Source organism: Saccharothrix longispora, from assembly GCF_031455225.1.
Taxonomy (GTDB): domain Bacteria; phylum Actinomycetota; class Actinomycetes; order Mycobacteriales; family Pseudonocardiaceae; genus Actinosynnema; species Actinosynnema longispora.
Genome location: NZ_JAVDSG010000001.1, coordinates 6684079 through 6705387, shown reverse-complemented (window position 1 = coordinate 6705387; position 21309 = coordinate 6684079). Strand labels below are relative to the sequence as shown.

Genomic DNA, 21309 nt, shown 5'->3' with positions numbered 1-21309 from the left:
ACGGGTGCTGTCACAGGGCTCACCGACGACCCACCAAACGACTGATCTTGCCGATCGCCGGCTTCACCTCGGGCACTCGGAACAGGGCGAGCAGCAGGAAGCTGAGCGGCAGGCCGACGACCGTCTGGATCACGACCTCGACCCAGGCGTTCGCCACGCGGGATTCGAATCCCAACAGGTGAACCACCAGCCAGGCGAGACCGGTGGCCGCGCCGAACGCGATCGCGGACGCCACCACCGTGAGGCAGATCGTCCACGCCGTGTAGCCGGTGCGCAGCCGGCCGAGGCGCAGGCGCAGCCACACCTGCCCCACCAGCGCGCCGACCACGAAGCTCAGCGACATCGCGATCGACACGCCGACCGCGAGCTTGTCCGGCGGCGAGATCGCCAGGAACGCGTACAGCAGCCCGATCCGGACCACGACGATGACCGCCTGGATCAGCGTCGGCGTCCGGGCGTCCTTCATCGCGTAGAACACGCGCAGCTGGAGCAGCGTGATCGCGTACGGGACCAGGCCGAACGCCGACAGCGCCAGCGCCGTGCCGATCGCCTCGCCGCCCGCGATGCCCGACGCGCCGTGCGCGAACACCGCGAGGCCGATCGACACGCCCGCCACCGTCAGCAGCGCGCTGAACGGCATGAGCAGGATCGACGACATCCGGTTGCCGAACGACAGGTCGCCGACCAGGCCGCCGGTGTCGTTCGTCGCCGCCGCGCGGCTCATCTTCGGCATCAGCGCGGTCAGCAGCGACACGCCCAGCACGCCGTACGGCACCTGCGCGATCAGCCACTGCATGTTGTAGGCGGTGATCGCGCCCGGGTCGTGCGTGGCGACGCGGGTCAGCACCACCATGCTGGCGAAGCCGAGGCCCACGTACAGCAGCACCCAGAACGCCAGCCCGCCGAACTCGGCGAGCCTGCGGTCCCAGCCCCACCGCCAGCGGAACCGGAAGCCGGTGCGCTTCATCGCGGGCAGCAGCACCATCGCCTGGAGCGCCACGCCCAGCATCGTGCCCAGACCCAGGACCAGGAGCTTCGGCTCGCCCATCCGCACCGGGTCCAGCGAGATCTCGCCCGGCATCAGCCAGTACACGCCGAGCGTCGCGATCACCACGACGTTGTTGAGCACCGGCGCCCAGGTGGGCAGCCCGAACACGTTGCGCGTGTTCAGGATGGCGCTGAGCAGCGCGGAGAGGCCGTAGAACACGATGCCCGGCAGCACCAGGTACGCGAACGCGGTGACCAGCTCCGGGTTGGCGTCGGTGTCCGAGCTGACGAACAGGTCGGTCAGCAGCGGCGCGCAGGCGATGGCGACGACCGTGCCCGCGCCGAGCAGCACGGCGGCCATCGTGACCATCCACTGCGCGTACGACTCGCCCCGGTCCTCGTCCTCGGTCTCCGCCCTGACCAGCAGCGGGATCGCGACGCTGGTCAGCACGCCGCCGAGCAGCAGCTCGTTGATCATCGTCGGCAGCGTGGTGGCGACCTGGTAGGAGTCGTTCAGCACGTCGACGCCGACGATCGTGATCAGCAGCAGCTTCGAGAGCAGGCCCGAGGCGCGGCTGACGACCGTGGCGATCGCCATCGACCCGCCCGCCCGCGCCAACGAGGGCGCGGGCCGTGCGCCCACCGCCTGCGTCCGCTGCGTCTCCTGGTCCACCGTCGTCGTCTCCCGGACCACCGTCGTCCCGTCCGTGGTTGTTCGCCTCAACTCGTGCTCGACCTCTCCGGGACGACGCCGCCGGCGTCGTCCGGCACCTGCGTCGCGGCCGCCCGCGTCGCGCGCACCCGCCGGTAGATCCGCCGGGCCGACAGCAGCACCAGCGCCACCCCCGCCAGCGCGGTGATGACCACCGTGATGGTCCCGTACGCGGAGGACGACACCTCCAGCCGGGCCCGTTCGCCGAGCTCCACGCCGTCCGGCGTGGTGATCCTGATGTGCACCGGGAACCGGCCGGACCGCAGCACCTCCACCGGCACCTGGAGCAGCAGGTCGCCGCGCGCGGGCAGTTCCTGGTCCGGCAGCGCCTTGGCCTGGAGGCTGGGCGTGTCCTCGATGACGACCCGCACGGTGATCCGCACGTCGAGCCGGTTCTTGATCGACACCAGCAGCGGGCTGTCCGCCGAGCCCAGCAGGATCGGGCTGTTCGGCTCGGTCACCGTCACCTGGCCCAGCAGGCCCTCGACCTGCTCGCGACCGCGGGCGAGGGCCGCGAGCGCGCCGTCCTCGTCGCCGCGCCACGCGCCCGACACCGCGTGCAGCAGGCCCAGTCGCAGCGGGTCGACCAGGTCGGCGGGCTCGGTCGACGCGGCGTCCGGCTGGCGCATCGCCGCGGCCAGCCGCCCGAGGTCCTGCCACGTCTCGCCGACCTCCGCGGTGACCGCCGGGGGCACCTCGCTCGCGCCGGCCTCGACCGGGTAGCTCAGCGCCGCCGTCTGCTCCGGCGCGGTGGCGAGCAGCGAGTCGAGGCCCACCGCGGTCGCGTACCCGTCGCCGATCAGCGACTTCGTCGTCTCCAGCAGCGTGTTGACCTCGCCCGTCGGCGCGTTCCACCGGCGCGGCGGCGCGATCACGACGTGCTGGCCGGTGTCCTGGAACGCGGCGCGGAACGCCAGCGCGGCCAGCGCGTTCTGCACCGACACCGGCGTCGTCTCGGCCGGGGTGCTCACGCCCACGGTCGGCCGGGCCGCCGCCGCGCCCCGGAGCGCGTCGGACACCATGCCGTCCACGCGCACCGCCCGCACCGGCTCGCCCCCGGGCTGGTCGAACCGCACCGGCCCGGTGCCCGGCGTGCCCGCCACCGCGGACTGGTCCAGCACCAGCGACGTGACGCCGCCGGCCCTCAGGTCGTCGAAGGTCTGCTGGTCGAGCACCCCGTCGTCGGGCCACACCAGGCCCTGCACCGGCTGCACGTCCAGCACCTCGCGCACCACGTCCGCGCCGCCCAGCGCCAACGCGCCCATCTCGGTGAGCCGGGCGCGGGACAGGGCGACCAGGTCGGCGTCGGCGTCGGGCAGCGCGACCACGCACCGCCCGCCCGCCAGCAGGCGCAGCTGGGCCAGCCACAGCTCGGCCTCGCCCTCGCCCTTGCCCGGCCCTTGGCCGCGCACCTCGTAGCCCTGGGCCATCGCGCTCACCGTGCGCAGCAGGTCGGGGTCCACGGCCAGGCACACGCCCTGTCCGAGCCGGCCGTCCAGCGCTGACCCGTACGCCTTGAGCAGGCCCCACAGCCGGCCGCCCATGGCGAGCGACCCGGCCAGTTCGTCGTCGGTGAGCACGGTCGGGTTCTGCGTGACGAGGCGCGGCCGGTCGGCCAGCGGCCACAGCAGCGTGACCTTCGCCGGGTTCGCGGGCGTGCCGCGCCCCTCGCCGCCGGGCACCGCGACCACCGGCAGCAGCGTGCTCAGCGCGGCCAGCCGGGCGCGACCGCCGAAGTCGGGGACGCCGTTGATGTTCGCCAGGATCGGGTAGATGCCGGGTTCGTCGATGTCGAGCGACGTCGGGCCGGTCCCGCGCAGCGGGACGGTCAGCACGAACGGCTTCGACTCGTTGCGCTCCAGCCGGTCGGCGACGGGCGTGAAGCTCGGTTGGACGACCTCGGCGTCGGTGGGTTCGCGCAGCGCCTTGCGGACCTCTTCCTCGCTGGTCAGCGGCTCACCGCGTTCCAGGCGCAGCTCGACGTCGTCGATCCGGCGGTCGCCGACGTTCACGACCTTGCCGGAGATCGTGACCGAGTCGGTCGCGCCGGTGACGACGCGAGGCTCCATGTCCTCCACGTCCAGGCGCAGCAGCTGCTGGGCCTGCTCACCGGGTTGGCTCGACAGCGCCCGGGTCGCCCAGACCTGGGTCGCCGGCGCCGGGCGGACGGGCAGCCTGCCGCCGTCGGGGGCCGCGTGCGCGGCGACCCCCGACGACAGGACCAGGAACCCCGCCGCCGCGAGCGCGGACAGCAGCCGTTTCACGCCGACTCCGCTCCGTCCGTCCGGTAGCCGGTTTTCCGGTACCCGTTAGTCTCGTATTCGGAGAGCAGTTCGGCGGCGCGGCGCACCAGTCGGCGCTCGTCCGCGTAGGCGAGCCGCTCGTCCAGTTCGCCAAGGGGCACCCACGCCACCTCGGTGACCTCCACGTCCTCATCGGAAAGCTCGCCGCCCAGCGCCTCCAGGAGGAAGTGGTGGACGGTCTTGTGCACCCGCCGGTCCTCGGCCACGAACCAGTAGTCGATCGAGCCGAGCGGCCGGAGCACCCTGCTATGAATACCGGTCTCCTCGGCGACCTCGCGCACCGCGGTCTGCTCAGCGGTCTCACCGGCCTCGATGTGCCCCTTCGGCAGGGACCACAGCAACCGCCCCCGCCGGTCCAACCGCCCGATCACCGCGGCGGCGCGCCGCTCGAAGTCGAGCACCAGCCCGCCCGCCGACGTCTCGTCGACGGTCTTCAGCCGGCGACCGCGACGCCTGTTCCGGCGCCTCGGCTTGGGACCGCCGGAGCGACCGGACGACTGGGGCATGACGCTGATGGTAGTAGCGACCAGCGATTACGGGACGTGACCGTCCTGTAGCGACAGGTGATCAACTCGGCGGAGGGGCGGTCGTGACGCCCGCGCGCGGGGCGACGACGACCGCTTCGGGTGATCTTGAGCAGGGGTCCCCGGCCACAGGGGTCCCCCCGATTTCCAGTCAACCGGGAACCGGGCCGGCCCGTCGCCGGTCGCGGCCCACCTGTGGACAACTCGTTCGGGCCCCCGTGGCACGACCAGTACCCTCGCTCCTCGTGTCCGGACCCAACGCCCCCGCCGTGCAGGACAATGCCGTGGTGGACCTGCCGACCGGCTTCCCCCTGGGGAGCTCCCCCGTCGCCGCCGAGCTCGCCGACCGCTTCCACGCGGCCGGCCACCGGCTCTACCTGGTGGGTGGCAGCGTGCGGGACGCGCTGCTCGGCAGGCTGTCCGGCGACCTCGACTTCACCACCGACGCCCGGCCGCCGCAGATCCTCGCGCTGCTCAAGGGGTGGGCCGACGCGATCTGGGACACCGGCATCGCGTTCGGCACGGTCGGCGCGGGCAAGCACGGGCAGACCGTGGAGATCACCACGTTCCGCGCGGACAGCTACGACGGCGTGTCCCGGAACCCCGAGGTGACCTTCGGCGACTCCATCGAGGGCGACCTGGTCCGGCGCGACTTCACCGCCAACGCGATGGCGTACGACCTGGTCGGCCGGCAGCTCATCGACCCGACCGGCGGACGGCGGGCGCTGCGCGAGCGGGTGCTGGACACGCCCGCCACGCCGCAGGAGTCCTTCTCCGACGACCCCCTGCGGATGCTGCGCGCCGCCCGGTTCGCCTCGCAGCTCGGGTTCACCGTCGCGCCGCGCGTCCGCGAGGCCATGGCCGCCATGGCCGGCGAGCTGGGCCGCATCACGGCCGAGCGCGTCCAGGTGGAGCTGTCGAAGCTGCTCACCGGGGCGCACCCGCGCGCCGGTGTGGAGCTGGTGGTCGACGCGAAGCTCGCCGACGTCGTGCTGCCCGAGCTGCCCGCGATGAAGCTGGAGATCGACGAGCACCACCAGCACAAGGACGTCTACACCCACTCCCTCACCGTGCTCGACCAGGCGATCGACCTGGAGGAGGGCCCCGAGCCCGACCTCGTCCTCCGGCTCGCCGCGCTGCTGCACGACATCGGCAAGCCGGCCACCCGCCGGTTCGAGGAGGGTGGCGGGGTGTCGTTCCACCACCACGAGGTGGTCGGCGCCAAGATGGTCCGCAAGCGCTTGCGCGCCCTCAAGTACTCGAAGGACATCACCGAGGACGTCGCCCAGCTCGTGTACCTCCACCTGCGCTTCCACGGCTACGGCGGCGGCGAGTGGACCGACTCGGCGGTGCGCCGGTACGTGACGGACGCCGAGCACCTGCTGCCGCGCCTGCACAAGCTCGTGCGCGCCGACTGCACCACGCGCAACAGGCGCAAGGCCAACGCGCTCCAGCGCACCTACGACGACCTGGAGCGCCGCATCGAGCGGATCGCCGCCGAGGAGGACCTGAAGCGGGTCCGGCCCGACCTCGACGGCAACGAGATCATGCGGCTGCTCGGCCTGCCGCCGGGTCCGCTGGTCGGCCGGGCGTGGAAGTTCCTCAAGGAGCTGCGCCTGGACCGAGGTCCCCTGGACCACGACGAGGCGGTCGCCGAACTGCTCGCGTGGGCGCGCGCGGAGGGCGTCGAGCCGCCCGCCGAGTGACGCGGCGAGCACCCGAAGTGACCAATCTCGGCCTCACGGGGTGGTCAGTGACAGGCGGTTGCGGGACCATGACCCTGTGCGCAGGACGCGCACTGGGGGTGGTGTCGCATGAACGCGTGGGGGTTGTCCGAGGGGGGCACCCGGGCGCAGGGCCTGGAAGCGCTGACCGATCGACAGAGGGCGGTGCTCCGCTGCCTGGCCAGGGGGTTGGCCGATCACGAGATCGCGAGGGTGCTGGCCATCAGCCAGCGCCAGGTGGGGGTGGTGGTGTCGGAGATCCTGGGGGCGCTGAGCCTGCGGGACCGGATGGCGGCGGTGGTCTACGCCCACGAGACGGGCGTGATCAGGCTCCCGCTGCCGAGGTAGTGGTCCGCCGGGTCATCAGCAGGTAGCCGAGCAGTCCGAGCAGGTACGCCGCCGTCGCGGCGACCACCAGACCGGGTGACCGGCCGTCCAGGGGGACGACGGCCGCCGCGGCGGTGACGGCGGCCACCTGCGTGGCGTTGAACAGCGTGTCGTACAGGGCGAACACCCGGCCGCGGACCTCGTCGCCGATGTCGCCCTGCACGGCCGCGTCCACGCACAGCTTCACGACCTGCCCGGCGAACGTGAGCAGGAACGACGCGGCGAGGATCGTCGGCAGCAGCATCGGCAGGCCGAGGCCCAGCTGGGTGGACGCGGCCAGCAGGAGCGCCCCGCACACGGTGCCGCGGCGGCCCAGCACGGCCACGACCCGGTCGGTCACCAGGCCCGCGAGCAGGATGCCCGCGCCACCGGCCACGGCGACCTCGCCGAGCCCGGCCAGGCCCGCCTTCAGCGGGCCGAAGTCCTCCAGCGAGTGGCGCATCAGCAGCAGCGTGAGCAGCAGCGATACGCCGAACGCCGCCCGGTGCGCGAGCAGCGCCAGCAGCGCGGCGGCGACCGTGGGGGTGCGCCACGCCGCGCGCGCGCCGTCCAGCAGGCCGTGCGCGACGGCGGTCAGCGTCCGGCTCGGCTCGTCGACCTCGTCCGGGCCGAGCGCGCCGCGGCCGAACCGGGACGCCAGGAGCGCGGCGGCCAGCGAGCCGACCACGGCGAAGGCCGTGGTGGACCCCGAGCCGCCGTCACCGGCGCCGAACAGCTCCCGCAGCCCGACCGCGCAGCCCGCGCCGAGCACGGCGGTGAGCGCGCCCGCCGTGGTGACGAACGCGTTGGCCTCGACCAGGTGGTCCTCGTGCACGACGTGCGGCAGCGACGCGGACAGCCCGGAACCGACGAACCGGCTGACGCCCGTCACGACGAGCGCCGCGGCGTACAGCGGCACACCGGCCAGTCCGAGCCCGACCGCAACGGCGGTGAGCAGCACGAACAGCCCACGTGCGAGGTTCGCCACGACGAGCACGCGGCGGCGGTCCCACCGGTCGAGCAGGGCGCCCGCGAACGGTCCGACCACCGAGTACGGCAGGAGGAGCACGGCGAACCCGGCGGCCACGGCGAGCGGGTCGGAGTGGCGCTCGGGGTTGAACAGCACGGCGCCCGCGAGGCCGGCCTGGAACAGGCCGTCGCCCCACTGGGCCGCCAGCCTGGAGGCGAGCAGCCTGCGGAAGTCCGGCGCGGCGAGGAGTTTGCGGGCACCGAGGTGGTGCTGTGCCGTGCCGGCACCGGCGGTGGTCACGGGGACGAGCCTATGCCTCCTGCCGGCGGAACGGCTCCCTGACCACCGGAGCACCGCGGGGACCGGCCCGAAGGTCGCGCCCGAAGGGTGGTGCCGGGGAAGGGGGCCGGGAAGGTGTCCGGAGGTGGTGGCCAAGAAGGCCGGACCCTTGCGGGTCCGGCCTCCCTGGTGCCAGGCGCCCGGTCGCCTCACGGCGGCTTGCGCAGCGCGGCTCCAGCCGAACGGTATTCCGCGAAGGCGGTTTCTAGTGAGCCCGGGGGACACGAAGACGCCTGACGGTTCGTACAACGACCGCGGTAGCCCGGTTGTTCCGCTCCCGGTGTGATCCACGTCTTCTGAGATCATGCAGTGGTGCGCCCTGATGCCGACGTCGAACCGGGTTCGCTGCTGGTCGCGGCACCGACCCTGGTCGACCCCAACTTCCGCCGGACCGTGGTCTACGTCATCGACCACCGCGGCGAGGGCACCCTCGGGGTCGTCCTGAACAGGCCCAGCGAGGTGGCGGTGCACGACGTGCTGCCCGTCTGGGGCCCGCACGTCACCCGCCCGCAGGCGGTGTACATCGGCGGCCCGGTCGAGCAGAAGACCGCGCTGTGCCTCGCCGCGATGCGCACCGGGCAGGACCTGGCTTCACTCGAAGGTGTGGTCGCCGTGCACGGTCCGGTGGCGTTGGTCGACCTGGACGCCGACCCGGACGCCCTGGTGCCGAAGGTGCGCGGCCTGCGGGTGTTCGCCGGCTACTCGGGGTGGAGCGAGGGCCAGCTGGTGGGCGAGGTCGAGCGCGGCGACTGGATCGTGGTCAAGGGCCTGCCCGACGACGTGCTCACGCCGCCCGGCGTCGACCTGTGGGGTCGGGTGCTGCGCCGCCAGGGCATGCCGACGGCGCTGCTGGCCACGTTCCCGACGGACGTCCGCCGGAACTGAGGGTCAGGCGCGGGAGAGCACGCCGCACCCGCCGCCGGCGCAGGCGCACCCGCCGCAGCCGGCCGGGGCGGACTCGGGCATGACCTCGGCCGCCCGGTGCCCCAGCACGCCGCCCGCGCTCGCGACCACGACGCTGCCGACGAGCCCGATCAGGCCGATGACCAGGGAGGCGGCCGGGTTGACCGCGCCCGCGACCGCCGCGACCAGCGCGATGGCGCCCGCCGCCAGGGTGGGCACGGCCGCGATCTTGTTGGCCAGGGCGAACGCCTCGTCGTCGCGGAGGGTGGCCTTGGTGCGCACGCCGAAGAACCGGTTGCGGTGCAGCGCCCCGCGCAGGCCCAGGAAGCCGACCGCTCCGAAGGCGACGCCGATCAGACCCAGTACCACAGGCAGCACGATGTTCACCCTGACGAGGGTAGGCCGGTCCTCCGCCCCCGGGCGAACCAGCCCCGCGTGACGTCCGCTGCACCGGGAGGCGCCCACCGCGTCGTCGCGCTTGCGCCGCGCTGATACCGTTGGCGGCATGAGCAAGGCCCGCCTGCTCCTTAGCTAGCCGCGCAGACCTCGTCAGGCCAGGTCGGCGCGGCAACCCCTCATGCCTCATCCAGGCTGGGGGGTTTCGTCATGTCAGGGGCAGGTATCCGATGGAGAGGGACATCCCGATGAGCACCGACGCGGCGGACGAGAAGCCCGCCTTCCGCTACACCGCCGAACTGGCCGGCGAGATCGAGAAGCGGTGGCAGCAGCACTGGGAGGAGCACGGCACCTTCCACGCGCCGAACCCGGTCGGCCCGCTCCAGGGCGACGTGCCCGCGGACAAGCTGTTCGTGCAGGACATGTTCCCGTACCCGTCGGGCTCGGGCCTGCACGTGGGCCACCCGCTGGGCTTCATCGGCACGGACGTCTACGCCCGGTACCACCGGATGAACGGCCGCAACGTCCTGCACACGATGGGCTTCGACGCGTTCGGCCTGCCCGCCGAGCAGTACGCCGTGCAGACCGGCCGGCACCCGCGCAAGACCACCGAGGACAACATCCGGACCTACCTGCGGCAGATCCGCAGGCTGGGCCTGGGCCACGACGAGCGCCGGCGGATCTCCACGATCGATCCGGACTACTACAAGTGGACCCAGTGGATCTTCCTGCAGATCTTCAACTCCTGGTACGACCCGCGCGCGGCCAAGGCCCGGCCGATCGCCGAGCTGGTCGCCGAGTTCGAGTCGGGTGAGCGCGCCACGCCCGACACGCCGTGGGCCGAGCTGACCGGCCCCGAGCGGGAGAAGCTGCTGGGGCAGCACCGCCTGGCCTACCTGTCCGAGGCGCCGGTGAACTGGTGCCCCGGCCTGGGCACCGTGCTGGCGAACGAGGAGGTCACCGCCGACGGCCGCAGCGAGCGCGGCAACTTCCCGGTGTTCCGCCGCTCCCTGCGCCAGTGGATGATGCGGATCACCGCCTACTCGGACCGCCTGGTGGACGACCTGGACCGGCTGGACTGGCCGGAGAAGGTCAAGGCGATGCAGCGGAACTGGATCGGCCGCTCCCACGGCGCGCGGGTCAGGTTCGCGGTCGGGGACCACGACATCGAGGTGTTCACCACCCGCCCGGACACGCTGTTCGGCGCCACCTACGTGGTGCTGGCGCCCGAGCACCCGCTGGTCGACGTGATCGCCGCGCCCGAGCGGGCCGACGAGATCGCCGCCTACCGGCGCGAGGTGGCGCGCAAGTCCGACCTGGACCGGCAGGAGAACAAGGACAAGACCGGCGTCTTCACCGGCGCGCACGCCACCAACCCGGTCAACGGCGCGCAGATCCCGGTGTACGTCGCGGACTACGTGCTGATGGGCTACGGCACCGGCGCGATCATGGCCGTGCCCGGCCAGGACCAGCGCGACTGGGACTTCGCGAAGAAGTTCGACCTGCCGATCATCCGCACCGTGCAGCCGTCCGAGGGCTTCGACGGCGAGGCGTACACGGGCGCGGGCCCCGCGATCAACAGCAGCCACGAGAGCAGCCTGAGCCTGGACGGCCTGGACGTCGCCGAGGCGAAGAAGAAGGTCATCGCCTGGCTGGAGGAGCACGACCGCGGCGAGGGCACCGTGCAGTTCAAGCTGCGCGACTGGCTGTTCTCCCGCCAGCGGTACTGGGGCGAGCCGTTCCCGATCGTCTACGACGAGGACGGCACGCCCGTCGCGGTGCCCGAGTCGATGCTGCCGATCGAGCTGCCGGAGGTGGACGACTACTCGCCGCGCACGTTCGAGCCGGAGGACGCGAACTCCGAGCCGTCGCCGCCGCTGTCGCGCGCCGAGGACTGGGTGACCGTCGAGCTGGACCTGGGCGACGGCCCCAGGAAGTACCGCCGCGAGACCAACACCATGCCCAACTGGGCGGGGTCGTGCTGGTACCAGCTGCGGTACGTGGACCCGACCGAGACCGAGCGGTTCGTCAACGCGGAGAACGAGCGCTACTGGCTGGGCCCGCGCCCGGCCGAGCACGGTGACGCGGACCCGGGCGGCGTCGACCTGTACATCGGCGGCGTCGAGCACGCCGTGCTGCACCTGCTGTACGCGCGGTTCTGGCAGAAGGTGCTGTTCGACCTGGGGCACCTGACGGGCGACGAGCCGTATCGGCGGCTGTTCAACCAGGGCTACATCGAGGCGTACGCCTACACCGACGCGCGCGGCGCGTACGTGCCCGCCGAGCGGGTGGAGGAGCGCGGCGGCAAGTACTTCTTCGAGGGCGGGGAGGTGCGGCGCGAGTACGGCAAGATGGGCAAGAGCCTGAAGAACGTCGTCACGCCCGACGAGATGTGCGAGAAGTACGGCGCGGACACGTTCCGGCTGTACGAGATGTCCATGGGCCCGATGGACGTGTCGCGGCCGTGGGCGACGAAGGACGTCGTCGGCGCGCAGCGGTTCCTGCAACGGCTGTGGCGCAACCTGGTCGACGAGAGCACCGGCGAGCTGCGGGTGACCTCGGAGGAGCCGGGCGAGGAAGCGCTGCGCCTGCTGCACAGGACGATCGCGGGCGTGCACGACGACTACGCGAACCTGCGCTACAACACGGCCGGCGCGAAGCTGATCGAGCTGAACAACCACGTCACGAAGCACTACCCGGGCGGTGCGCCGCGGGTCCTGGCCGAGCCGCTGGTGCTGATGCTGGCGCCGCTGAGCCCGCACGTGGCCGAGGAGCTGTGGGCGAAGCTGGGCCACACCGGGTCGCTGGCCCACGGCCCGTTCCCGGTGGCCGACGAGGCGTACCTGGTGGAGGACACCGCCGAGTACCCGATCCAGGTCAACGGCAAGGTGCGGGCGCGCGTCGTCGTCGCCGCGTCGGCGTCGCAGGACGAGGTGAGGGCGGCGGCGCTGGCCGAGGGGAAGGTGGCCGAGCTGCTGGCCGGCAAGGAACCGCGCAAGGTCATCGTCGTCCCGGGCCGGCTGGTCAACGTGGTGCTGTAGTTCGTTCGCGAGGAGGGCGGCGACCCGGTCCGGGGTCGCCGCCCTCCCTACGGTCGCGGTAGTTGCGCCGCGACCTCGGCGAGCGCGTCCACCAGTTCCGGGTCGGGCGTGCCGCCCGCGGGTTCGGACTCGGCGATCGTGATGGTCGTGTCCACGGTCTCCGACCAGTAGTGCACGGCGGTGAACGGGATGTCCGCCATGCCCAGGACGGTCGTGCTGAGCGGTCGCACGTCGCCCGAGCCGTGCACGTCCACGACGTCCTCGAACTGGCGGGCCTGCCTGCGGCCGGGGAAGGTGACCCAGGCGACCGAGACGACGGCCTCGCCGCCCGCGCCGTCGCCGACCGCCAGCAGCAGGCGGTCCAGCGAGGTGCACGGCGTGTGCGCGAAGAAGTCGCGGACCCGGCCGAACGAGTTGGCGTGGCAGTCCAGCTCCTGCTTGACGGCCTGCTTGGTGATCCGCGCGCCCAGGTGGGCGACCGCGCCCTCGACGTCCCCGCCGCGCGCGCTGCGCTTGGCGTCCCACTTGCGCACGCCGATGCTCTCGACGGGCGCCGCGCCCCCGGCGCCGCCCGCGCCGGAGTTCAGCGCCGCGCCGCCGGCGCCGCCCGCTCCGGCGAGCACGACGAGGACCGCGGCCACGAGCGCCACGCCGCCGCCACCCGATTCCTTCTTCGCCACCGCCCCGCCTCAGTCGACCCCCGTGAACCCCGCACCATGCAACCCCGACGAGTGCGGCCCGGATGCGCCCGCACCGCGAAAAGCGCTCGAACGGCCCAGCGGGTCCCTCCGGAAGTCGCAGCTCACGGTTGCGGAGCGAAACCCGCCTCGCTCAACATGCGCGACAACATGGAATCGAACAGCGGTTCCGGGTCGGTCACGGCGAACGGGAACCGCCCGAACACCTCCAGCGCCACGTGCCCGTAGATGCGGACCCAGCACTGCGTGATGTGGTGGACCGCGCCGAGCGTCAGCACCGCCTCGTCGACCACCGACCCGTCGGCGTCCACCGCCGCCAGCAGCACCTGCCGGAACGCGGCGAGGTCGGCGTGCAGCTCGGCGGGCACGTCCGCGCCGACGCCCTCGGGCACCGGGTGCGCGACGATCAACCGGCCCGCGACCCGGAGGAACACCCGGCCGAACGGGTCGCCGACCACGTGGCGGCCCGCGTCCGGTCCGCACCGGCCCAGGTGGTCCTCGGTGGAGGCGAAGACCAGCGCGAACTCCTGGGGGTGCGCCAGTGCCCAGCGCCGGAACCCCCGGCACACGGCGAAGACCTGCGCGGCCACGTCCCGCTCGTCGACGCCCGCCAGGCCCCGGTCCAGCTCGGCGGCGAGGTCGGCGCACACGTCCTCGGCGAGGCTGCGGAGCAGGTCCTCGCGCGAGTCGTAGTAGCGGTAGAGCGCGGGGGCGGTGATGCCGACCTCCCGGGCGATCGCACGCAACGTGACGGCGTCGCGTCCGTGTTCCACGAGCAGGGCACGCGCCTGGCGACGGATCTCGCGCTCGGTGTCGGCACGCATCCGTTCCCGCCGCGTGGCCTCCGTCATATGTCACCCAATCAGGTTGTAGCGGTTATCGACCGGGTATAAATTCCCAGCTGGTCTAGTGAACGGTGTTCACCGAATTGACGCCATTCGCGCAACGGTAGCCCATCAACCTGGGAGGACACGTGTTCGCGAAGTGGGGATCGCTCGCCTACCGGCGTCGCTGGGCGGTGCTGGTCGCGACCGTCGTCCTGGCGGTGGTGGGCGGCATCTGGGGCCTCGGCGTGTTCGACAAGCTGAGCCAGGGCGGCTACGAGGCGCCCGACAGCGAGGCCGCGCGCGCCACCGAGGTCGCCCAGGAGGCGTTCGGCCGCCAGGGCGGTGACGTCCTCGCCGTCTACGACACCGTCGACCCGGCCGACCTCCAGCGGATCGCCGCCGAGCTGGCCGACCTGCCGCGCGACGCCGTGCTGAACGTCCTACCGCCCGTGCCCTCCCCGGAGGGCGGCAAGTCCCTCGTCGTGATCACGCTCGCCTCCGGCGACTCCAACGAGCAGATCAAGCAGTACGAGCGGATCACCGGCGAACTGGCGGTCGACGGCCGGCAACCGCTGGTCGGCGGCTTCGTGCCGACGCAGAAGGCGATCAGCGACATGTCCGCCTCCGACCTCACCAAGGCCGAGGCCGTGTCGCTGCCGATCGTGCTGCTCCTGCTCGTGGTCATCTTCGGCGGTCTGGTCGCCGCCTCGCTGCCGGTGCTCGTCGGCGGCCTCGCGATCCTCGGCTCGCTCGGCGTGCTGCACGCCGTGTCCCACGTCGCGGACGTCAACTCGTTCGCGGTCAACGTGGCCAGCCTGCTCGGCCTCGGCATGGCGATCGACTACGGCCTGTTCATGGTCGGCCGGTTCCGGGAGGAGCTGGCCGCGGGCCGCGCCGTGCCCGACGCCGTGCGCCGCACCGTCATGTCCGCCGGCCGCACCGTGCTGTTCTCGGCGACGCTGCTGGTCATCGCGCTGGCCGGGCTGCTGCTGTTCCCGCAGGGCTTCCTCAAGTCGCTCAGCTACGGCGGCATGGCGGCGGTGGCCATCGCCGCGCTGGTGTCGCTGACCCTGCTGCCCGCGCTGCTGGGCGTCCTGGGCCACCGCGTCGACAAGCTCGCCATGCCGTGGCGCAAGGACAAGGCCCCGTCCGAGGCGGGCTGGCGGCGGCTCGCGGGCCGGGTCATGAAGCGCCCGGTGCTGTTCGCGCTGCCCATCGTGCTGCTGCTGCTCGGGCTCGGCGCGCCGTTCCTGGGCGTGAAGTTCGGCGAGGTCACCGAGAAGGTGCTGCCCGAGGGCAACCCGGCGCGGGTCGCCGCCGAGACCATCAACACCGACTTCGCCGCGCTGTCCAACACCGGCTTCAGGATCGTGGTCACCGGGGACCCGTCGCCCGCCGAGGTGCGGGAGTTCGTCGGCAGGGTCGGCGAGGTGCCCGGCGTGGGCGAGGCGCGGATCGCCGCCGAACCCGCCGACGGCGTCTGGTCGATCACCGCCGGCCTCGACCAGGACCCGCTGAGCGACCGGTCGAAGCAGGCGCTGAAGGACGTGCGGGCGCTCGACGGCCCCGGCGACGAGGTGCTCGTGGGCGGCAGCACGGCCGTGGTGTCCGACAGCCTCGACGCCATCGCCGACACGCTGCCGCTGATGGTCGTGCTGCTCGTCGGCGCCACGTTCGTGTTGATGTTCCTCGCGTTCGGCTCGGTGCTGCTGCCGATCAAGGCCGTGGTGATGAGCGCGCTCAGCCTGTCCGCCACGTTCGGCGTGCTCGTGTGGGTGTTCCAGGAGGGCCACGGCGCGTCGCTGCTCGGCGTCACTCCCGCGCCGCTGGAGTCCGGCATCGTCGTGCTGATGGCGGCCGTGGTGTTCGGCCTGTCCACCGACTACGAGGTGTTCCTGCTGTCCCGCATGGTCGAGGCGCGCGGGCGCGGCGCGTCCACCGAGGAGGCGGTGACGACGGGCCTGGCCAAGACCGGCCGGGTGATCACCGCGGCGGCGCTGCTGCTGATCGTGGTGACCGGCGCGTTCGCGTTCTCGCAGATCACGATGATGCGGTTCGTCGGCGTCGGCATGATCCTCGCGCTGGCCCTGGACGCCACGGTGGTGCGGATGCTGCTCGTGCCCGCGGTGATGAAGCTGCTCGGCGACGCCGCGTGGTGGGCGCCCGGTCCGCTGCGGCGCATCCAGGAGCGCGTGGCGATCCACGAGGACGCGCCCGCCGACGACGAGGAGACGCCGCAGCCCGCCCGGGCGATGTCCTAGTCCCGGTCCGCGCCGGGCGGCTGCTCGAAGGCGATGGTCGTGGCCTCGAAGCCGCGACCGTCGTCGTCGAGGCCGCTGAGCCGGTACGTCGCCAGCACCCGGTCGTCCGCGCTGTCCAGCACGGTGGTCGTGTCCCCGGAGGCCAGGAACACGCGGCGGTCGCCGGGCGCGATGGCCAGCGCCCGCGCCGCGAACGGCAGGGTCCGGCTCGCGCGCGTGTCCGCGTCCAGCACGGCCACGCCCCGGTCGAGCGCCACGTAGACGCGCCGCCCGTCCGGGGTGACCGCCACGTTCCCCGCGCCCTCGCCGACCGGCGCGGACCAGCGGACGCGGTGGTCCACCGGGTCGACCTCGGACACCGTGCCGGTGCCCTCCCCCACGTCCAGGGAGCTGACGTAGACCGCGGAGCCGTCCGGGCTGACCGCCACGTGCTGCGGCAGGCCGCCCACCTCGACCGCCGCCACCGGGCTCGCGGACGCCGTGTCGACCACGACCACCGTGCCGTCCTGGGCGTTGGCCACGTAGAGCCGGCCGCCGTCGGGGCTGATCGCGATGCCCTGCGGCCGGCCGCCCACGGTGATCGCGGCGACCAGCCGGAACCTCTCTGGGTCGATCACCGCGACCGAGTCGCCGCCGGTCACGTAGAGCCGGCCGCCGTCGGGGCGCATCACCGCCTCGGCGAGCTGCGCGCCCGCGTCGATGCGGCCGACCACCTTGCCGCCGGCGGTGTCGATGGCCGTGACGACGCCCGCCCACCCGTTGACCACGTACGCGCGTCGCCCGTCCGGGGCCACCGCGGCGCCCGTCGTCCACGAGCCGCTCCGCGCGCGGGCCACGACCGTGCCGTCGGTGGTGTCGAGGACCTGGAGCGCGCCGCCGTGCGCCACGAAGTACGCCCTGGGTGCGAGCGTGCCCGCCGCCGTGACGACGGGCGGTGGCGGCCGGCCCGCGGTGGAGAGCGCGGCGGCGAGGAGCAGGGCGGCCGTTCCCGCCGCGGCGGCGGCGGTGCGTCGTCCCCACATGCTGCGAGGGAACACCCGGACCGGGTGCGGTTCCACCGCGGTCCTACGGACGTGTGGCATTCATGCCGGACCGGGTGATCGTCGGTGTAGGCGCGACGGGCGCCGCCCGCGACGGCGGGGGGCGGCGCTGAGCCGTGCGCCCGGCGCCGGTCGCTCGGGGGGCGAAACGACCGACGCCGGGCTCCAGCCGGTGCTCGCGCACCGGTGGCCCAACCCCGACGACGTAGAACTACCACCAGGTTGACGCAGCGCGCGGCGTTTTGGCTCCCGAGAGCTACGAATCAGCCGAAATTCGTCGCGTTGCCACCAACTTGGCGTAACGCGTACCCGCCGTCAGGAGGACGAGGCCCGCCCCGATGAAGGCCAGGACCCGCGCGATGCCGTCCAGCGCGGCCAGGTCGAACAGCAGCAGCTTCGCCACCGCGGCCCCGACCAGCACCAACCCCGCCACCCGCACCGAGCGCCGGTCGATGCCCTTCACCAGCAGGAACAGGGCGGCGACCGTCCACGACACGGTCACGACCGAGTGGCCGAACACGAACCCGGTGACGTCCTGTGACACCAGCAGGGCGCCGCACAGCACCACGCCCGCCGCCGCGTACAGCAGGACGACCCCGGCGACGACCCACGGGAGCGGGTGCCTGCCCAGCACGCCGAGGCCCGACGCGACCCACGGCAGCACGACCGCCAGCACGCCCAGCACCAGCGCGGTCAGCACGCCGGACACCAGGAACCCGACCGTCGCGGCCCTGCGCGGTTCGTCCAGCAGCAGTTCCGGCGGCACGGCGTGGGCCAGCGTGAGCAGCGCGCCGACGGCGGCGAACGCGGCCGACCCGATCAGCGGGCCGCGCGAGGTGAGCAGCTTGGCCAGCACCGCCAGCACCAGCGCCTCCAGCAGCACCACGGCGGCGCGCGTGCTGCCGTCCAGCGCCACGGCCGTCGCCTGGAACGCGGCGAACACGCCGACCGCGCCGATCCCCGCCGTGAAGGCGCGCGGCAGGCTCCGGCGGCCGACCGCCCACAGGGCGAGCAGCACCAGCGCCACCGCACCGGCGACCGCCGCGCCCAGGGGCCGGTCGAGCACCGACACGGTGAGCAGGGCGGGCACCGGCGAGCCGACCGCCAGCGCGAGCGCGGTCAGGTCGTCCGGCCGGACGCGCGCGGTCAGCACCGCGCCCGCCACGCCGACCACGGCGGCCAGCAGCGCGATCGCCGCCAGCACGTGCTGGTCGGTGCGGCCGATCACCAGCACCGTCGCGACCAGCGGCGGCACGCCCGCGGTGACCGCGAGCCACGGCCAGGCGCGCTTGAGGTGCACCGGCGTCGCGGCCGTCTTCAGCACCAGCAGGAAGCCGACGAGCAGCGGCGTGAAGCCCGCGGTGAGGATCGGCGCGCACACCGCGCACGCCGCCACCACGCCGATCGCGAGCACCGGCGAGTCCCACTTCGCCGCCAGCAGCAGGCCGCCGGCGGCGATGACCAGCCCGGCCGCGAGCCCGCCGCCCTCCGGCAGGTAGGAGTAGATCGAGGTGGCGGCGACGACGTCGAGGTAGAGCACCGCGATGCCGGTGGCGGCCAGGGCGAACGCCCCCGTGCGTCCCGCCGGCGTGCGGTGCAGCCACAGGCCGACGCCGAGCAGCACCCCGCCGAGCGCCGCGCCGCCGAGCACGCGGGGCAGCGGGCCCAGGTAGCCGCGCTGGACGGCGAGGACCAGCAGCATGACGACGCCGAGCAGCGTGACCGCGCCGCCGACCCAGGCGAGCAGCTTGCTGCCCGCGCCGTCCTGGCTCAGCCGGTCGAACAGCGAGCGGCGAGGGGGCGGCGGGGTCCACTGCGGCGGGGTCCACTGCGGTGACGGGCCCCAGCCGTGGCCGGGGTGCGGTGGCGGTGGCGGTGGCGGTGGCATCGACCCGGTCTGCAAGGGCGGACGGACCGGCTGGGGCGGGATCGGCTGGGGCGGAATCGACTGGGGCGGGATCGACTGCCGCTGCACCGACGGCTGCACCTGCGGCGACTGGACCGGTGCCGGCTGGACGCGCGGCGCCTTGACCTCCGGCACCTCGACCCGGGGTGCCTTCGGCCCGGGCGTTTCCGCGCGCGTGGTCGCCGCGGCGGCGGTTCCGGCGTCGGAGATGTCGGCGTCGGAGGGCTCGGCGCGTGCCGCGTCGGCGGGCCGCTCCAGCGTGGCCACGGCGCGGTCGTCACCCACGCGGTGCAGCTCCAGGCCCACCGCTTCGAGGCGGCGGCCGAGGTGCGACAGCTCGTCCGCCAGTCGGATCAGGGGGTCGTGCCCGGTCCCGGTCATGTGACCAGGATCGTCCCGATCGGGTGTATCCGACATCCGTACCTCTACTCAACCCGCGCACCGGACCGGACGACCCGCCGGGTGCGCCCGGGGTGGGAGGCTGCCACGCATGACGGTCCTCGTGCTCGGTTCCGCGAACGCCGACCTCGTCGTCCCCGTGCCGCGCCGCCCGGCGGCCGGCGAGACGGTGCTGGGCGGCGACACCACCGTCCTGCCCGGCGGCAAGGGCGCGAACACGGCGGTCGCCGCCGCCCGACTGGGTGCGGACGTGTCGTTCGCCGGGGCGGTCGGCGACGACCGGCACGGCGAGCTGCTGCGCCGCTCCCTCGCCTCCTCCGGGGTGCGGACCGAGCACCTCCGCACGTCCGAACGCCCCACCGGCGTCGCGTACATCACGGTGACGCCGGACGGCGAGAACTCGATCGTCGTGGCCCCCGGTGCCAACGCGGACGTGACCGAGGCCGACGTCGACGCCCTGACCTGGGACGGCGTCGCGGTGCTGGCGTGCTCGCTGGAGGTGCCCGTGCCGACGGTGGCGCACGCGGTCGCGGCGGCGGCCGCCCGGGGGGCGAGGCCGCTGCTCAACCTCTCCCCCGTGGTCGAGGTGCCGGCGGAGACCCTGGCCCTGCTCGACCCGCTGGTCGTCAACGAGCACGAAGCCGCCTCCCTGGCCCCCTCGTTCGAGGCGCTGCTCGACCTGGGACCGCGCTCGGCCGTGATCACCCTCGGCGCGCGCGGCGCGGCGGTCGTGACGCGGGACGGCGTGGTCGAGGTCGCCGCCCCGCCGGTGTCCGCCGTGGACACGACGGGCGCGGGGGACGCGTTCGCCGGCGCGCTGGCGGCCGGCCTGGCCACCGGCTCGTCGCTGGTGGACGCCGCCGCGTTCGCCGCGCGGGTGGCGGCGCTGTCGGTGACGTCGGCGGGCGCCCAGCCGTCCTACCCGACCCGCGCCGAGGTCGACCGGCTGAAAACCGGGTGACCCGCGCCGACGTCGCCGGGGACCCTGGTGCCGTGGAGGCGACCGGTGGGAACAGGGTGGCGTGGGCCGACGTGCCCGGACCGGTGCGCGCCGCCGTCGAGGACGGGATCGGGGCCCCCGTCGTGCGGGCGGTGAGCCAGTCCGGCGGGTTCTCGCCCGGCCTGGCCGCGCGGTTGGAGCTGGGTGACGGGCGGCGGGTGTTCGCCAAGGCGGTCGGGAGTTCGGCGAACCCGGTCAGCCCGGCCATGCACCGCCGGGAGGCCCTGGTCGCCCCGGTGGTACCGGGGCCGCGGTTGCTGTGGTCGCACGACGACGGGGACTGGGTGGTGCTGGTCTTCGAGGACGTGCCCGGTCGCACGCCCGCCGTGCCGTGGGTCGCCGACGAGTGGGAGCGGGTGCACGCGGCCGTCGTGGAGTTGTCGCGGGTCGTGGCACCCCCCGGGTTCCCGCGGGTGGGGCACGACCCCGGGGTGTTCTCCGGGTGGCGCCGGCTCGCGGGCTCGCCGGTGCCGGGGCTCGACCCCTGGGCGGCGGGGCGGCTCGACGAGCTGGCCGGGTGGGAATCCGGGTGGGGTTCGGCGTCCGCCGGCACGTCCCTGCTGCACGGCGACCTGCGCGCGGACAACGTGCTGCTCACCCCGGACGGCGTGGTGTTCGTCGACTGGCCGCACGCGATGCGCGGCGCGCCCTGGGTGGACCTCGTGCTGATGCTGCCGAGCGTGGCGCTCCAGGGCGGCCCCGAGCCGTGGGACGCGTGGGCGTCGTCGCCGCTGTCCCACGACGCCGACCCGGACGCGGTGACGGCGGTGGTCGCGGCCGTCACCGGCTTCTTCGTGCACGGTTCCCGGCTCCCACCGCCGCCCGGGCTGCCGTCGCTGCGGGCGTTCCAGGGGGCGCAGGGGGTGCACGCGCTGCGGTGGCTGCGGCAGCGGCTCGCTCGCTAGGGTCCTGC

General features: G+C 73.7%; 16 protein-coding genes. 7 read left to right on the top strand and 9 right to left on the bottom strand.

Annotation, left to right across the window (positions count from 1 at the left end):
* Positions 1–19: 19 nt before the first annotated feature.
* From murJ to J2S66_RS28745, 3 genes are read right to left on the bottom strand one after another with little or no spacing between them, the layout of a single operon-like run.
* Positions 20–1711, bottom strand: coding sequence for a murein biosynthesis integral membrane protein MurJ (murJ, locus tag J2S66_RS28755; protein ID WP_310310541.1), 1692 nt, complete (start codon positions 1709–1711; stop codon positions 20–22).
* Positions 1708–3963 (bottom strand): DUF6049 family protein, encoded by a 2256-nt coding sequence (locus J2S66_RS28750; RefSeq protein ID WP_310310540.1) that lies wholly within the window; start codon positions 3961–3963, stop codon positions 1708–1710. Before J2S66_RS28750 ends, murJ begins: the two co-directional genes overlap by 4 nt.
* A complete protein-coding gene (locus J2S66_RS28745; protein ID WP_306744115.1) occupies positions 3960–4508 on the bottom strand; it encodes an NUDIX hydrolase in 549 nt (182 codons plus the stop codon). The genes J2S66_RS28750 and J2S66_RS28745 overlap by 4 nt, the downstream gene beginning before the upstream one ends.
* A 263-nt stretch (positions 4509–4771) precedes the next feature.
* On the opposite strand from J2S66_RS28745, the gene J2S66_RS28740 reads away from it, so the two are divergent.
* Both J2S66_RS28740 and J2S66_RS28735 read left to right on the top strand, forming a co-directional pair.
* Positions 4772–6232: a CCA tRNA nucleotidyltransferase gene (locus tag J2S66_RS28740; RefSeq protein WP_374726142.1), complete on the top strand. Its 1461-nt coding sequence runs from the start codon at positions 4772–4774 to the stop codon at positions 6230–6232.
* Between the two features lie 108 nt (positions 6233–6340).
* A complete protein-coding gene (locus tag J2S66_RS28735) occupies positions 6341–6598 on the top strand; it encodes a response regulator transcription factor (protein WP_306744114.1) in 258 nt (85 codons plus the stop codon).
* Here the strand turns inward: J2S66_RS28735 and J2S66_RS28730 are convergent.
* Positions 6576–7886 carry an MFS transporter gene (locus J2S66_RS28730; RefSeq protein ID WP_310310535.1) on the bottom strand — a complete coding sequence of 437 codons (1311 nt, stop codon included), beginning with the start codon at positions 7884–7886 and terminating at the stop codon, positions 6576–6578. The genes J2S66_RS28735 and J2S66_RS28730 overlap by 23 nt on opposite strands.
* 351 nt (positions 7887–8237) lie before the next feature.
* On the opposite strand from J2S66_RS28730, the gene J2S66_RS28725 reads away from it, so the two are divergent.
* The gene (locus J2S66_RS28725) at positions 8238–8810 is read left to right on the top strand and encodes a YqgE/AlgH family protein (protein ID WP_310310533.1); all 573 of its coding nucleotides are present in this window, start codon (positions 8238–8240) and stop codon (positions 8808–8810) included.
* Between the two features lie 3 nt (positions 8811–8813).
* On the opposite strand, the gene J2S66_RS28720 is transcribed toward J2S66_RS28725, so the two are convergent.
* Entirely contained in the window at positions 8814–9215 is a 402-nt protein-coding gene (locus J2S66_RS28720) for an SdpI family protein (RefSeq protein ID WP_310310531.1), read from the bottom strand.
* 257 nt (positions 9216–9472) lie between these two features.
* On the opposite strand from J2S66_RS28720, the gene leuS reads away from it, so the two are divergent.
* Positions 9473–12265, top strand: a complete 2793-nt coding sequence (leuS, locus tag J2S66_RS28715; RefSeq protein ID WP_310310529.1) for a leucine--tRNA ligase — start codon at positions 9473–9475, stop codon at positions 12263–12265.
* A gap of 47 nt (positions 12266–12312) precedes the next feature.
* Here the strand turns inward: leuS and J2S66_RS28710 are convergent, their stop codons facing one another.
* Both J2S66_RS28710 and J2S66_RS28705 read right to left on the bottom strand, forming a co-directional pair.
* Positions 12313–12945, bottom strand: a complete 633-nt coding sequence (locus J2S66_RS28710) for a hypothetical protein (protein ID WP_310310527.1) — start codon at positions 12943–12945, stop codon at positions 12313–12315.
* Between the two features lie 122 nt (positions 12946–13067).
* Positions 13068–13814: a TetR/AcrR family transcriptional regulator gene (locus tag J2S66_RS28705; RefSeq protein WP_310310524.1), complete on the bottom strand. Its 747-nt coding sequence runs from the start codon at positions 13812–13814 to the stop codon at positions 13068–13070.
* A 122-nt stretch (positions 13815–13936) separates the two neighbouring features.
* Between J2S66_RS28705 and J2S66_RS28700 the strand changes: the two genes are divergently transcribed.
* Positions 13937–16051, top strand: coding sequence for an MMPL family transporter (locus J2S66_RS28700; RefSeq protein ID WP_310310522.1), 2115 nt, complete (start codon positions 13937–13939; stop codon positions 16049–16051).
* Here J2S66_RS28700 and J2S66_RS28695 read toward each other — a convergent pair.
* Positions 16048–17073 (bottom strand): outer membrane protein assembly factor BamB family protein, encoded by a 1026-nt coding sequence (locus J2S66_RS28695; protein WP_310310520.1) that lies wholly within the window; start codon positions 17071–17073, stop codon positions 16048–16050. The two genes, J2S66_RS28700 and J2S66_RS28695, sit on opposite strands and share 4 nt — an antisense overlap.
* 274 nt (positions 17074–17347) lie before the next feature.
* Complete coding sequence (locus tag J2S66_RS28690) at positions 17348–19378, bottom strand: DUF2339 domain-containing protein (protein WP_310310518.1); 2031 nt, start codon at positions 19376–19378, stop codon at positions 17348–17350.
* Between the two features lie 109 nt (positions 19379–19487).
* Between J2S66_RS28690 and J2S66_RS28685 the strand changes: the two genes are divergently transcribed.
* Together J2S66_RS28685 and J2S66_RS28680 are read left to right on the top strand one after the other, a co-directional pair.
* Positions 19488–20357 (top strand): ribokinase, encoded by an 870-nt coding sequence (locus J2S66_RS28685; RefSeq protein ID WP_310310516.1) that lies wholly within the window; start codon positions 19488–19490, stop codon positions 20355–20357.
* Positions 20358–20389: 32 nt separating this feature from the next.
* On the top strand, positions 20390–21301 hold the full coding sequence (locus tag J2S66_RS28680; RefSeq protein WP_310310514.1) for an aminoglycoside phosphotransferase family protein: 912 nt from the start codon (positions 20390–20392) through the stop codon (positions 21299–21301).
* Positions 21302–21309 lie beyond the last annotated feature (8 nt).